Source organism: Uniformispora flossi (assembly GCF_049534875.1).
Classification (GTDB): Bacteria; Actinomycetota; Actinomycetes; order Streptomycetales; family Streptomycetaceae; genus Yinghuangia; species Yinghuangia aomiensis.
Window position 1 is genome coordinate 40,641 of record NZ_JBMULZ010000028.1, and the last position, 13,610, is coordinate 54,250.

General features: G+C 72.8%; 9 protein-coding genes and 1 tRNA gene. 5 read left to right on the forward strand and 5 right to left on the reverse strand.

The window, feature by feature from the left end; all coding sequences use genetic code 11:
* Positions 1 to 61: 61 nt before the first annotated feature.
* Positions 62 to 511 carry a hypothetical protein gene (locus tag ACPA54_RS36235; protein ID WP_423536403.1) on the reverse strand — a complete coding sequence of 150 codons (450 nt, stop codon included), beginning with the start codon at positions 509 to 511 and terminating at the stop codon, positions 62 to 64.
* Between the two features lie 18 nt (positions 512 to 529).
* Between ACPA54_RS36235 and ACPA54_RS36240 the strand changes: the two genes are divergently transcribed.
* The 3 genes from ACPA54_RS36240 (at position 530) to ACPA54_RS36250 (ending at position 7,484) form a co-directional block, all read left to right on the forward strand.
* Positions 530 to 1,285 (forward strand): hypothetical protein, encoded by a 756-nt coding sequence (locus ACPA54_RS36240; RefSeq protein WP_423536405.1) that lies wholly within the window; start codon positions 530 to 532, stop codon positions 1,283 to 1,285.
* Positions 1,286 to 1,459: 174 nt separating this feature from the next.
* Complete coding sequence (locus ACPA54_RS36245) at positions 1,460 to 6,247, forward strand: DNA-binding protein (protein ID WP_423536407.1); 4,788 nt, start codon at positions 1,460 to 1,462, stop codon at positions 6,245 to 6,247.
* Between the two features lie 121 nt (positions 6,248 to 6,368).
* A complete protein-coding gene (locus ACPA54_RS36250; protein ID WP_423536409.1) occupies positions 6,369 to 7,484 on the forward strand; it encodes an HAD-IA family hydrolase in 1,116 nt (371 codons plus the stop codon).
* 54 nt (positions 7,485 to 7,538) lie between these two features.
* Here ACPA54_RS36250 and ACPA54_RS36255 read toward each other — a convergent pair.
* From ACPA54_RS36255 to ACPA54_RS36265, 3 genes are all read right to left on the reverse strand, one after another.
* Positions 7,539 to 7,614 (reverse strand) — tRNA-His (locus ACPA54_RS36255).
* A gap of 176 nt (positions 7,615 to 7,790) precedes the next feature.
* Positions 7,791 to 8,402 (reverse strand): oligoribonuclease, encoded by a 612-nt coding sequence (gene orn / locus ACPA54_RS36260; RefSeq protein WP_345676881.1) that lies wholly within the window; start codon positions 8,400 to 8,402, stop codon positions 7,791 to 7,793.
* Positions 8,403 to 8,521: 119 nt separating this feature from the next.
* Entirely contained in the window at positions 8,522 to 9,529 is a 1,008-nt protein-coding gene (locus tag ACPA54_RS36265; protein WP_345676997.1) for a GlxA family transcriptional regulator, read from the reverse strand.
* Positions 9,530 to 10,937: 1,408 nt separating this feature from the next.
* On the opposite strand from ACPA54_RS36265, the gene ACPA54_RS36270 reads away from it, so the two are divergent.
* Together ACPA54_RS36270 and ACPA54_RS36275 are read left to right on the forward strand one after the other, a co-directional pair.
* The gene (locus ACPA54_RS36270; RefSeq protein ID WP_345676882.1) at positions 10,938 to 11,441 is read left to right on the forward strand and encodes a universal stress protein; all 504 of its coding nucleotides are present in this window, start codon (positions 10,938 to 10,940) and stop codon (positions 11,439 to 11,441) included.
* 167 nt (positions 11,442 to 11,608) lie between these two features.
* Positions 11,609 to 12,823, forward strand: a complete 1,215-nt coding sequence (locus ACPA54_RS36275; RefSeq protein WP_423536412.1) for a MerR family transcriptional regulator — start codon at positions 11,609 to 11,611, stop codon at positions 12,821 to 12,823.
* Between the two features lie 31 nt (positions 12,824 to 12,854).
* On the opposite strand, the gene ACPA54_RS36280 is transcribed toward ACPA54_RS36275, so the two are convergent.
* Complete coding sequence (locus ACPA54_RS36280; RefSeq protein ID WP_423536413.1) at positions 12,855 to 13,496, reverse strand: TetR/AcrR family transcriptional regulator; 642 nt, start codon at positions 13,494 to 13,496, stop codon at positions 12,855 to 12,857.
* Between the last annotated feature and the right edge of the window lie 114 nt (positions 13,497 to 13,610).

Genomic DNA, 13,610 nt, shown 5'->3' on the forward strand with positions numbered 1-13,610 from the left:
GATGCTACGGCGCGGACGGCCCTGCGGTGCGGGCCCGGCGCTCAGTGCGGAATCGCGTCGATCAGCTCGCGGGCACCTTGGTCGAGCAGCGTCTGCCCGGCCGCCTCGCCGATCCACTCGGCCATCGGAACAGACCGACGAACGAGCCCTTGCCGCCCGCCTTGGCGAGATCGCCCGTCCACCGGTCGCCCGACGTCGTGGACGGCACGACCCGCACTTCGCGCACCAGCCACTCGGCGCGCAGCAGCCCCGCCACCTGCTCGGCCTGGGCCATGGCCACGGGGGACGAACGTGTCCCGATCCGCAGCAGTCCATCACGGGCATGGCGCCAGGCTGGGCCGCCCCCGGGCTCGCACCCCGGCGTTCGGCCCGAGCGACGGCAGGCGTTCACCCGAAGGCCTGAACACCCACCGGCGCGCTCGACCGGGCACTCACCCGTAGCTCCCGGCGGAATCTGAGTATCCGCACCCTGTCCGCGCCCGAGCGCAGAGCCGTACCTTCGCGTCAACACCCTGAAGAGGAGCGGCAGATGTCGGCCGAGATACCCAGCACTCCGGGCGGCCCACCCGCCCCGCGCACGTCGATCGGGCAGTGGATCGCCCGCATCATCGCCATCATCGTGCTCATCCCGCTGCGGCTGCTGTGGGAAGGCGTGAAGCTGGTCTGCCGCATCCTGCTGGCCGCCCTGGTGTTCTTCTGGATGCGGCTGATGCGGCCCGTCGGCCGCTTCCTGCACCGGTGGGTGCTGCGGCCGCTCTGGATCGTCCTCAAGGACTTCCTGTGGGGCTGGCTGCTCCGGCACCTCCTGTGGGGGCTGATCCTCACCCCGATCGTCGCGTTCGTCGTCGACTGGATCCTCAAGCCGGTGCGCAAGGCCGTCGAGGAGTTCCTGTGGCGCCGCGTCCTCGTCCCGACCGGCCGGTGGCTGTGGCGCCGGGTCCTCAAGCCGATCGCCAAAGTCGTGCTGTGCGCGGTCGTGTTCGTGCTCAACTGGTGCGTCGTGTGGCCGCTCCGGCTGCTGTGGCGCTGGATCCTGCACCCGCTGTGGCGTGCCCTCAAGGCCACGCTGCGCTACGGCTGGCGCGTGGCGACCGCCATCGTCCGCGTCACCGCCGTCGTCCCCTGCCGCGCCGTCTACCGCACGGTCCTGCGCCCGATCCTGCACGCTCTCGGCGTCGTCTGGCAGTACGCGGTCGCCCGCCCGGCCCGCTGGCTCAACAGCCGCGTCCTGCGCCCGATGAACCGCTTCGCCGCGGACATCTGGAGCGGCATCCTGGGGCGGTGAGGGCGGCAGGCGGCAGACCTGGCATCCGGTGGAGACCACGGCTATCCGCGCAGCGCAGAACGGCCTCGCCGTGCCGCGTGGTTGTCCTCCGGCCCGGTTAGCCTCGCTCGAACCCCGCAGAACGCCGCTGGCGGCAGCGGGATTTCAGACAGCCGGGTGGAGAGGTGCGGTCATATGAGTGCGCGGGAGAAGAGCGACTTTCTGGACTGGGTGCGTCGAGAACACCCCCACGACACGGCACGATTGCTGCGCCTGCTGCCGGGACTCCCCGACGACCTCAAGACCGCCCGCCGCCGCGCCTGGTCCCAGCCCAAGAAGGCCCTCGGCACGTACCAGGGCATCGCCGCCGAGCTGACCCGCTCCGCCCCGCACCTCCTGCCAGGCTTCCACGAGTACGCCGCCCGCGCCTTCCTGTCCACCCGGCACCAGGCGTTCGCCGCGCAACTGCTCGCCGCCGCGCGGCAGGCCGAAGCCGAACACGGGCTGCCGGTGGACGACGACCACGTCGACGCGATCTTCTTGGAGTTCGTGGTCGCCGACGCACTGCCCGCCAAGGCCGTCGCGGAATACTCCAAGGACCTGTCGAGCCGCTTCTCCGCCGATGAGGCCTTCGCGCGGTTCGCCCGGCTCTGCGTGCGCCGTACCGAGGCCGGGATGCCGCCGTCCGTCCAGATGGCTTCGGCCATCCGCAAGTTGGCACGCGAGGCGGGCGACAAGGAAAGGCGCGAGCAGGAGTATGTCGCGGAGATCCTGCGGATGCCCGTCGTCGTCCGTGCCCCCGCCGGTTGGTGGACCGCGCACCGGACCGCCGTGGTCGCCGCCGCGCGGCGCGACCCCGCCCTTCGCGGCGGGCTGCTGAACGTCGCCCCCAAATGGCATCAGCGCGACATGACGTTCGACCAGGCCCGGGCGCTGAGCGCGATGTGGATCGCGCTTCTGGAGGACTGCGGCGCCACCGCCGGACTCGGCGACGGGGCCGACGTCACGGACGCGGAACGCCCGTCCGACGGCACGGCCGGATGGCTCGTCCGCATCCTGGACGGTTGGAGTGCCGGCGGCGACGACCCTCGCATGCCCGGCCTGCATGCCCTGCTACCCCCGATCGCCGACCGGATACGCGGCGAACTCGCGGCATCCGGACGCAGCTTCGAGATGTCCTGGCGCCTCGCCACGGACGTCGACCTGATCGACCTCCTGCTCTCCTTGGACATCCCGGTTTCCGACCCCGATCCGCGCGGACACCGGCTCGAACTCGACCGCTGGGCGCGCGGCCCCGAGCGGCGCGACCTGCGTGCCCTCGCGGCATCTCCCGCGCTGGCCCGGGCGTTCGGCAACGGCGCCCGCGGCTGGTACGACGACAGCGAACATCCGCGGACCGCCCGTACCGTCGCGGCCACCCCGGGCGGCCGCGAGTTGCTCGCCGACTGGATCCGCGAACTGTCCCGTGCTTCCGCCCCGGCCGGCCTGCCGAACCATCCCGCCGCGCAGCAGAGCCTGGCCTGGCTCCCGCGCGACATCGCCGCCCTCGCTCCCGACTCGGTCCTCAACGCGACGAAGGCCGATCTCGCCCCGGAACTGGCCCGTACGCTCCGCACCGGACTCACCGACGAGCTGTGCTGGCCGGAGTTCGAGGAACTCGCCCGGGGGCGCGAGAAGAAGCGGCCGATCGTCGGCGAGGCCTGGCCGTACCTGATCGTGGCCGCGGACAACGACGTCCGGGTACTGGGCCCCGAGGGCGTGGTGCTGCGGCACACCGCGCGCGTGCCGGAGGACCGCTCCTGGCGGTTGGGGTTCCGGTACGTGGACGGCGCGCTGCTCGTGTACTGGAAAGACTTCGCCAGCGGCTTCCGCGGCTACTGGTACCGGCCGGACGAGTCGCCCGACACCCCCGCCGAGCCCGTGCCGCTGCGCAGCCTGGACGACGAACGCGACCCGCGGGCCGACGACGTCTCCCTACCGCTGCCCGGCGGCGGCCGCTTCACCGGCCGCGGGATCCTCGCCGCGGACGCCTCGGACATCCCCGGCGACGGCGCGGTGAGCGGCGACGGCACGCACTTCTGGGCCTGGGACGACCAGGCATCCGCGTGGTTCCGCCACGACCCCGTGACCGGGCTGCGCGGCGACCGCGACCAGCCCGCCTTCCTGGCGGCCGACGGTCTCGACGGCCGCCACAGCTGGGTGCGGCCCGCGCCCGGCGTCGAGCCCGGCCCGGTCGGCGTCCCCGCCGACGGGCTGCTCGGCTGGCGGGTCACCGCGCAACCGGGCGGCATGCTGCGCGGTGAAGACCTCGCCGGTCGGGTCGTGACCGTGCCAGGTGACGCGACCGAGCGTTCCTTCCCCGCCCACCCGTTCGCGGCACTGACGCTGCCCGGCGACGACCGGCCGCGGGCGCTGCTCCGCGACAAGCACGACCAGGTCGACATCGCGGACCCCGACGGGGTGATCACCGCCGGCACCTTCGACGACTTCCGAGCCGGCAACCCGGTCCTGCCACCGACGCCGTTCTGGCACCTGATGCGCATCCGCGACGCCGCGGGCTCGGCCGCTCTGCGCGCGATCGACGACGAGACCGCCGCGGCGCTGCTCAAGGCGGCGGCTGCCGACGACCTCGCCGCGGCGATCCGCAGCCTGCTTCCCGCGGTCACCGACCCCGTCCTGGCCGCGGGCATCGCCGGCGTGGTCCGGTTCGCCGCCCAGCGCCGGACCGTCCTCGACGCGGTGGCCGCGCGCATCACCACCCCCGAGCCGGAGAACGGGCCTCACGAGGTGCCGGGAGACCCGAAGACCGACCCGGGCGATGAGCTGCTTCGCTGCGCCCTCGACGGGCTCGGCCTCGCGCAGCATGCCATCGGCAAGCCACCCGAGCCGACGTGGGCCGCCGTGCGCCAGGGGCAAGCCCGGGGGTTCAAGCAACTCCGCGAGCTGCACGCGCAATTCACCGCAAGGCGTGCGGCACCCGACGAGGCAGCGGACGACATACGGCGGCTGCACTTCGGCCAGGAAGGTCTGCGCCATTCCGAGATCAGCGTCGAGGGAGTCGTCCTGTACGCCGCGGCCATCGCCTTCAAGGCCGCGTCACCCGTCACCCCGCCCGCGGAACAGGAGGCGCTCCACATCCTGCTCACGCTCCTCGACGCCTTCCGACTGGGCACCGAGAACCCGGGCAGCTGGCGCCGCCTCCGCCTGCACGTGGACCGGGAGACCCTGCAACGTGCCGAGTGGCACGGCGACAACGCCTACGACGACGACGCGCGCGGTGTCCTGGGGCTCGGCGGCGGGGCGTTCCTGTTCGTCGGCGACGCCGACATCCCGCTCTACACCGGGAACCGCCGGGGCTACGGCCTGGACGTGACCGCGCTGATCCGCGACCCGTCCGGCATTTTCGCCCTCCCGGACGGCTACACCGTCACCGATGCGGCACCCGTCGACACTGCGTGGTTCGCCCGACTCGGCAACTTCCTGGACGCGTGGGCCCGGCACGGACAACTGCCGTGGAATCCGGCCGCCGCCGACGTCTTCGCCGAAGCCACCGGCGTCGGCCGCGCCGTGGCCCGCCTTGTCACGGCCGGACTCCCGGAATTGTCCAGCCCGGTCTTCCCGTCCGCCGAACTCCGCGCCGTCCTCGGCCTCAAGGCGTCCGAAGCCGAAGCCGCCCGCGGCGAGGTCTGGCGCCTGGCGGCTCCCGACGTGCGGGCCGAACTGGTCGCGGCGCTACTGCCCGCCGACCCGGCCCGGCTGTGGACCGACGGCGTGGACGCGGCCGCGGCGGCCCAGGTCTGGAACGCCCGCGTCGGGCGTCTGCGGCCGATCCCCGACCCCTTGCTGGTCGAGGCGAACGCCACGTTGCCCAACCTCCAGTGGGCCAGGGCGGGCCGCATGCGCTGGGCAAGTGAAGCGGACCTGGTCTCCCGCGGCCCCGCCGCCGCGGTGCGGGCCGTGCTGGACCCGGACGCGTGCCCCGAGCTGACCGGGGACCACACGTGGACGCTGGACGACGGGCGGCCCATTCCGGCCGACGCGCAGACGCCCGCCTTCCACGGCGGCATCCTCGACGTGACCGTCACCGCCGCGCAGTGGCTCGCGCACCGCCTGCCGGCCGGCGACCCGCTGCGCTCCTCCCTGCCGACCGCACTCGCGCGGATCCGCGAACGGCTCGCCGCACCCGGGATGCTGCTCGACCTCGACGCCCTCGCGCACTTCGGTGCGTACCGCACGGCCGCGGGCGAGCCCACCGAAACCGGGGAGGGCTGGGAACGCTACGGCGCTTTCGTCGTGCCGCGGCTGGACTGGGACGCGCACCCGGGCATCGTCACCTCGCCGCTCGTCCGCACCGACCTGCTGGACGACGCCGGGCACGATCCCTACCTGGAACTGGCCTTCGCCACGGAGCCGAAGTTCGACCCGGGACTGCCCCGGCGCATCACCCTCGGCCGCGCCTTCGACCCGGCCTTCGCCGCGCTGCTGGGCGACCCCGGCGACCCCGTCGCGGGCAGCCGGGACCGGGACGGCACGTGGTGGCCGCAAGACCCGTCCCGCTCCGTCCCCGACCTGGTCGCCGAGGTCGCCGCGGAACTGGGCCTCGCCGAGGATGCCGCCACGCTGTTCCTCATGCTGCTCGCCATGCCCGACCCCACCGACCGCAACACCGCGTTGTGGACCGGCTGGAAGCCCGCCCGCGCGAAGGCCGCCCGCGCCGCGCTGGCAGGCAGCGGCTGGGTCGTCGAAGCCCGCCGGGCCCGCGCCGGACGCTCGCTGTTCCTCCCCGGCGAGTGGGAGGCCGCCAAGGCCCCGCATCTTCCCCTGGAGGCTTGGAAGTTGCCGTTGTACGGCCTGATGGACCGCAACCTGCCCACCCGCCGCGCGATCGTTCCCGCCGAACCCGCCGCAGCCCTCTACCGCCGCACGTGGCAGCGCGTCCGCTCCGGCGACTCCCCTCGGCACACCGACCTGTCCGCGGGCTGATCCGCCGCGGAACCCGCCCTGGCGCAGGGCGGGTTCCGCGACGCGGTATTCCCGGGGCGGACGCCTCCGCCGATGAGTAGCGTGATCAGTCCGTCGTCCCGCGCCGATCACGGAGCAGCGAATGCCGCACGGTCCCGTTTCGCCCGACGTCCTCCGCATCCCGACCAAGGCCCTGCTCTTCGACTGCGACGGCGTCCTGGTCGACTCGGTCGCCGCGGGCGAACGGGGCTGGGCCCAGTGGGCCACCGAACACGGACTCGACCCCGCCGACGTCCTGCCCGCCATCCACGGCCGCCGATCCACCGAAACCGCACGGCACTTCCTGCCCGACCGGGACGACGCCGGGATCGCCGCCGCGGTCGCCCGCATCGACGCCATCGAAACCGCCGACGCCGTCCACACCCGGCCGATACCCGGCGCCGCGGCGCTGCTCGCCGGCCTGGGGGAGCGGCCTTGGGCCGTGGTCACCTCGGCAACGACCGTCCTGGCCACCGCCCGACTCGGCGGCGCCGCGCTCCCGCTGCCCGACGTCCTGGTCTCCGGCGACACCGTCGCGACCGGCAAACCCGCCCCGGACTGCTACCTCGCGGCCGCCGCCCGCCTCGGCCTGGCCCCCGCCCACACGACCGTCTTCGAAGACACCGCGGCCGGCATCCGGGCCGCACGCGCCGCCGGTGCGGGCCACGTCGTCGGCATCGGCAAGCGCGCCCTCGACTCCGACGCGGACATCGTCGTCCCCGACCTGGCCTGCCTCGCCTGGGACGGCACCACCCTCACCGTGCGCGCCGACGCCCTCCTCCGCGGTCCCGCCGACCCCGACCTGCTCTTCCTCCCCACCCACCTGCGCAACGTCCCCTACGTCTACGCCCGCGACCCGGGGCGCACGACCCCCGGCGACGTCTCCGAAGGCGCGAACTGCCAGGTGTACGCGTACGCCGTCCTCGCCCACTTCGGCCGCCGCGTCCCCCCGCTGCGCTCCTCCGACCTGTGGGCCGACGAAACCGCCGTGACCACCGTCACCGACCCGCGCCCCCTCGACCTGCTCCTCTACGACGCCGGTCCGCTCCCCGGGCGCCCCGACGGCTACGCCGCGCACGTGGCCGTCCACCTCGCCGCCGACCGCATCCTCCACCTCTGCAAGGAAGCGGCCCGCCCGGCCGTCTGGACGCCGGCCGACTTCGCCGCCCGCCCCCGCTACACCCGCCTCCTCGGCGCCAAGCGGGCCCCGGCGGAATAGGCGCCAACGACGAAGGCCCCGTCCGCGTTTCCGCGGACGGGGCCTTCGTATGAGTGGGGTGAGTGACGGGACTCGAACCCGCGACGTCCTGGACCACAACCAGGTGCTCTACCAACTGAGCTACACCCACCACGCGACTCGGCCGGTTGCCCGACCGGAGCAGCGAGAAAGAGTGTACAGGGGATTGAGGGGTGCTCGCTCCCGGGTTGTTCCCGGGCCGGCAGCGCCGCCGAGTCGCGGGTTCGCGACCCGTCACCCGGCGCCGCCTCCGGCCGCGGGAAGGCCCCCCGGGGGAGCGAGCGGGGACTACGGCAGCGGCAGTTGCGGAGCGGTGTACTTCGCGGCCGCGGCCTTCGCGGTCTCGGTGTCCGGGCCGGGCATCGGGACGAAGACGGTGTCCCGGTAGTACTTCAGCTCGGTGATGCTGTCCTTGATGTCGGCCAGCGCCCGGTGGTTGCCGGTCTTCGGCGGCGACTGGAAGTACACGCGCGGGTACCAGCGCCGCGACAGCTCCTTGATCGACGACACGTCGACGATCCGATAGTGCAGGTACGACTCCAGGCCGGGCATGTCCCGGGCCAGGAAGCCGCGGTCGGTGGCGACGGAGTTGCCGCACAGCGGCGCCTTGCGGCCCTCCGGTACGTGCGCCCGGATGTAGCCCATCACCAGCTCCTCCGCCTCCGCCATCGTCACCCCCTCGTCGAGGACGTCGAGCAGCCCCGAGGCGGTGTGCATGGCCCGCACCACGTCGGGCATGCCTTCCACCGCCTCGGCGGGCGGGCGGATCACGACGTCGACTCCGTCCCCGAGGACGTTCAGCTCCGAGTCGGTCACCAAAGCGGCCACCTCGATGAGCGCGTCCCGGGACAAGTCGAGTCCGGTCATCTCGCAGTCGATCCAGACCAAGCGGTCATTCATAGCCGATCAGCCTAGGCCGTGCCGCGGAAACCTGCCGGGGAAGGCTGCGACGGCGGTGCGACGACACCGCGGCGGCGCCGCGGACCGGACCCGAAGGCCCGGCCCGCGGCTGCCCCGTCCTACGACGCGCGCGCCGGTTCGGCGTCCTCCGCATCCGGGTCCCGGGTACGGAACGCCTCCCGGTACGCGGCCGGCGGAATGCCGAGCTGCTTGCGGAAGTGCCCGCGCAGCGCCACCGGCGACCGGAAACCGCACCGCCGCGCGATCTCCTCGACCTGCAGGTCGGTGGTCTCCAGCATCCGCTGCGCCTGCAGCACCCGCTGGGTCAGCAGCCACTGCAGCGGCGCCGACCCGGTGAGCGACCGGAAGCGCCGGTCGAACGTCCGGCGGCTCATGTACGCCCGCGTCGCCAGCACCTCGATGTCGAACTTCTCCTGCAGGTTCTCCAACGCCCACGAGATCACCGTGGCCAGCGGGTCGCCGCTGATCTCCTCGGGCAGCGACAGGTCCATGTACGCGGCCTGCCCGCCCACCCGGTGGGCCGGGACCACCAGTCGCCGGGCCAGCGCGTTGGCCGCGTCCGCACCGTGGTCGATGCGCACCAGGTGCAGGCACAGGTCGATGCCCGCCGCGGTGCCCGCCGACGTGAGCACGTCGCCGTCGTCCACGTACAGCTCGCGCGGATCGACCCGCACCTTCGGGAACGACTTTGCCAGCGCCGGCGCGTACATCCAGTGCGTCGTCGCCGGACGGTCGTCCAGCAGCCCCGCCGCGGCCAGCACGAACGCCCCGCCGCACAGCCCCACCACGCGCGCGCCTTCGCGGTGCGCACGGCGCAGCGCCTCCAGCACCGGGGCCGGCGGCTTGCGGGACGGCGAGTGCCACGCCGGGACGATCACGGTGCCCGCCCGGTGCAGCCCGTCGAGGCCGTGCGGGGCGATGAGTTCGACACCGCCCGTGGTGCGGAGCGGACCCGGCTCGGCGGCACATACCAGTAATCGGTAGTTGGGGACTCCGGCGTCCCGTCGGTCCACGCCGAACACCGAGATCGGGATCGAGCTCTCCAGGATCGGCGTCTCGGCGAACAGCAGGACCGCGATGGTCTCGGCGCGGCGCCGGCCGACCAGCCGGGCCGGCCATTCGCCGTACGCACCGGGCGCGGCGTCCGCGCGGACGAGCCGCCCGTCTTCGTCGTACTCGTCGTCGTAGTCGTCGCGGGAGTCCGCCGCGACGGTCCGCGCGACGTGCCCGGCGAAGAGCGGGGCGTCCTCGTCGGCTCCGTCGTCCTCGAAGGACTCGTCTGTTTCATCTGTTTCGTCGGGTTCGTCCGGGTCCTCGGCGTCGAGCCCGGCGCCCGCCTCCGCGGCGAAGCCGAACACTTCGTCGGGATCGGCCTTCTCTGTGTTCCCGGAGTCCCCAGAGTCCCCGAAGTCCCCGGCGTCCGCGGAACCGGCAGCGCCGGTTCCGGCGTCGGAAGTGTCGGAGCCTTCCGTGTCGGCTTCCCCCTGCGCACGCGGTCCCGGGACCTGCGCCGCGTCCGCGGCGTCCGCGTCGGGGGCCGGACCCGCAGGCGGCTCCGCGCCGCGGGCCGCGGGTATGCCGGCGGGTATCCCGGTGTCCGGGCCGCCGGACGCGGAAGCCGCGTCCTCGGCGCCCGCTCCGGGCCCTTCCGCCGCGTCCTCGCGCCCGCTTTCCGCGGTGCCGATCCGGACGTGCCGACCTGCGTGTCGACCGTCGGTCCTGCTCATGGCTCCGATCGCCCCCTCTTCAGCCCTCCGCGCCCCGCCGGATCCGTCCCGCGAGATGGGAGGGGTCGTTGATGGCGAGTCCCAGTAGTTCACACACGCCACTCAAGTCACCCAAGATCGGAACTTACTCTTTCTGGCCTTGTCTATGCATGGTGTTCTCCACGTGACGTTATGTAGATATGCCTGTTTGTGACGGCGGTCACACCACCGGCCTTGCTGCTTGGGAAGGTAATGCCCCTATACGCCGCCGCATTTCATGAATGAGATCTATGCGGCTTTGTGTGCGGTCTGGGGGAATTTCGGGCGCGCCCCGTCGACGCGGGGTCGGCGTCCTCGACGGGGATCGCCGCCCCGGTCGACGTGGCCGCCCGGACACGCGGTGTCGCCCTGTGCAACGCCCGGTCGCGCCCGGGGGTAACGGGCGGCGGGCAGCCGGGTGCCCGCGCGCCACCCGGCGGACACGGCGCGCCCGCCCGCGCGGCGGCGGGAGATCGGCGGAAAGGGAGCGCGGGCGGGGGAGCGCTGTCCGCTCCGCGCGACGCCGGTATCCGGTCAGCGGAGTCATCCGCTGCGGACATCGCCGCGGGACCTCCCGGCGTTCACCCACATGGCCGCCTGCCGGGCCTCAGGGGCTCCCGCACGGCGCGAAGGGCGACTAAGGTGCGTGCTCACGTACCGCACAGCCTGTCCGATTCCGACCGCAAGACGTAATCTGTACGCATAGGCTCTTTCATTTGATCTCAAGGGGCCTGCGGCGCCCCTCCTCAGCAAAGACGCCCCGATTGCCATGGCTGCTTTCGACTTCGGCTTCAGTGACTTCCCGGACGGCACCCCGTTGCTCCGTCCCGACTCCCGGCGCCCCCGGGACCCGGCGTTCCAACACCCGGTGGTGGTCGGGTTCGACGGCTCGGGGGCGAGTGAACGTGCGCTGGCGTACGCGGCGGGCATGGCCCGCCGCATGGGTGGCGGGCTGGTGATCGTGCACGTCGCGAACCGGATCCCGGCCACCGTGTGGGCCGGGTGCGAGCCCCCGGTCTTCATCGACGTGCCCGACAACCGCTCCGAAGCGCTCGGCCTCGAACTGGCGTGCGCCGACCACCTGAGCGACGTGCCTTGGATCCTCGTGGAGCGCGGCGGCGACATCTGCCACGAGATCGAGGACGTCGCCAAAGAATTCGCCGCCGACGCGATCGTGGTCGGCGGGTCCTCGGGGCTGGTGAGCCGGCTCTTCGGCTCGGTCTCCTGCCGGCTCGTGAAGCACGCCAAACGCCCCGTCGTGGTGATCCCGTGACCGCCGCACTGCGGACGAATTGACCGTTTCGTCGGCATTCACGGAAAATCCTCGCGGATTTCGCTTCGTCTTCGTGATCGAGGTTCACGCGAACCTGCATTACGTTGCTGACCGACCGCAGTAACCGCACAAGGTCGGTGCAGCCAGAGAGATCGCGAGGCACGAGGTTGGGCGACTACCGGATCGAGGACCTGGCGCGCGAGGGCGGGACGACGGTGCGCAACGTCCGCGCGTACCAGGACCGCGGGCTGCTGCCCCGCCCGCGTCGGGCCGGACGCGTGTCGCTGTACGACGGCAGCCACCTGGCCCGGCTGCGCCTGATCGGCCAGCTCCTCGAACGCGGCTACAGCCTGGTCAGCATCAAGGAGCTGCTCGATGCGTGGGACAACGGCCGCAGCCTGGGCGGCGTCCTCGGCCTGGTGGCCGAGGTCACCGGGCCGTGGACCGATGAGGAACCGGGCCGGATGACACGTGCCGAACTGACGTCGATGTTCGGCGGTTTGTCCGATCCGGTGACGATTGCCGGCGCGGTGCAGTTCGGGCTGCTGGAGCCCGAGGACGACACGCTGACCGTGTTCCGGGTGCCGAGCCCGCGCGAACTCGCGGTGAGCGCCGAGCTGCACGCGGCGGGCGTGCCGGTGCACGCGCTGCTGGACTACCTGCGGGCGTTGCGGTCCGACATGGAGCGCGTTGCCGGGACGTTCATGCAGCTCACCGAAGCGCACCTGTGGCAGCACTACCTCGACGAGGCCGGGCCGGACGAAGAGGCCCCGGAGATGGCCGAGCTGATCCGCCGCCTGCGGCCGCTCGCGCAGCGCGCGGTGGACAGTGAACTGGCACGTGCCATACGGCGGCTGGCGACCCGTCAGCTCGGCGAGTCGGTGGGCCGGGCGATGGAGGCGGAGAACTTCGTGGAGCCCGAGGTGCCGGCCGAGCCGGAAGCCCCGGCGCTCGAGCGGTACCCGTTCATGTCCGAGGAGTGGATCGCCGCGGTCTCCCGGCTGAGCCGGCTGATCACTCCGGACCCCGAGAAGCGCACCCCGCACCCGGCCGTGGTGGACATCGTGGTGAGCGACGTGCCGGGCCGCAGCGACCCGGCCGAACTGCACCTGGACGTGTTCCACGGCCGTGTGCTGGTCCGGCCCGGGCTGCTGCCCGGACCGGACCTGATGATCCACATGGACTATCCGACGGCGCGCAGCCTGCTGCTCGACAACGACCGGTCGCTGCCGCGGGAAGCGCTGGTGGACGGGCGGATGACCGCGCGCGGCGACCTGTTCGCGCTCACCACGTTCCGCGAGGCGATCGCCAGCCTGTCCGGCTGGGACCTGGCCGCGGTGCTGACCGAGCTGACCGCGCCGGAGACGGCGCCCGCCGAGTAGGCCGCGGAGTAGGCCGCGGCGCAGGCCGGGCTCAGGCCCGGATCTGCGCCAGGAAGCCGCGCACGTACTCGCCGAACACCGCGGCCATGTCGACGTCTTCCGGCTCCAGCAGCCACTGCAGCTGGAGGCCGTCCATCATCGCCAGGACCTGGCGGGCGCACACCGCCGGGTCGACGTCCGGGCGGATCTCCCCGGACTCGACGCCGTTGCGGAACGACGTGGTCAGCGAGGTCGTCAGCACGCGGTAGCGCTCCTGCGCCCAACTGTGCGCGGGGTGGTCGGTGGTGACCGCCTCGCCGGTGAGCACGGTGAACAGCTGCACGAGGCCGGGCTGCCGCGCGTTGTGGCCGACGAGGTCGACCAGCGCCGCCAGCGCGCCCTCCGCGCCGTCGGCGTGGTCGGCCAGGTCGAGGCGTTCGCCGTCCATCCGGTCGCGCAGGTCGAGGACCGCGGTGAGCAGGTCCTGCTTGCTGCGGAAGTGGTGCAGGAGGCCGGCCTGGGTCAGCTCGGCGCGTTCCGCGATGCGGGCGAGCGACGTGCCGCGGTACCCGTTCTCGCCGAACTCCTGGAGGGCGATGTTGAGGATCCGGGCCCGCCGGGCGTCGCCGGTGGCGTAACCCTGCCGCCGGCCCCGGCCGCCGGCCGTACGGTCTGCCGTCTCTGTGGCTTCCATGTGCCCATCCTGCCGTGCCTCGTGGGGGCGCGGACATGGTGTGGATCACGCAGGAATAACAAAACTACCATTCACTAGGTTTTTGGGGTTACCTTTCCGGGACGCGCAGGATTT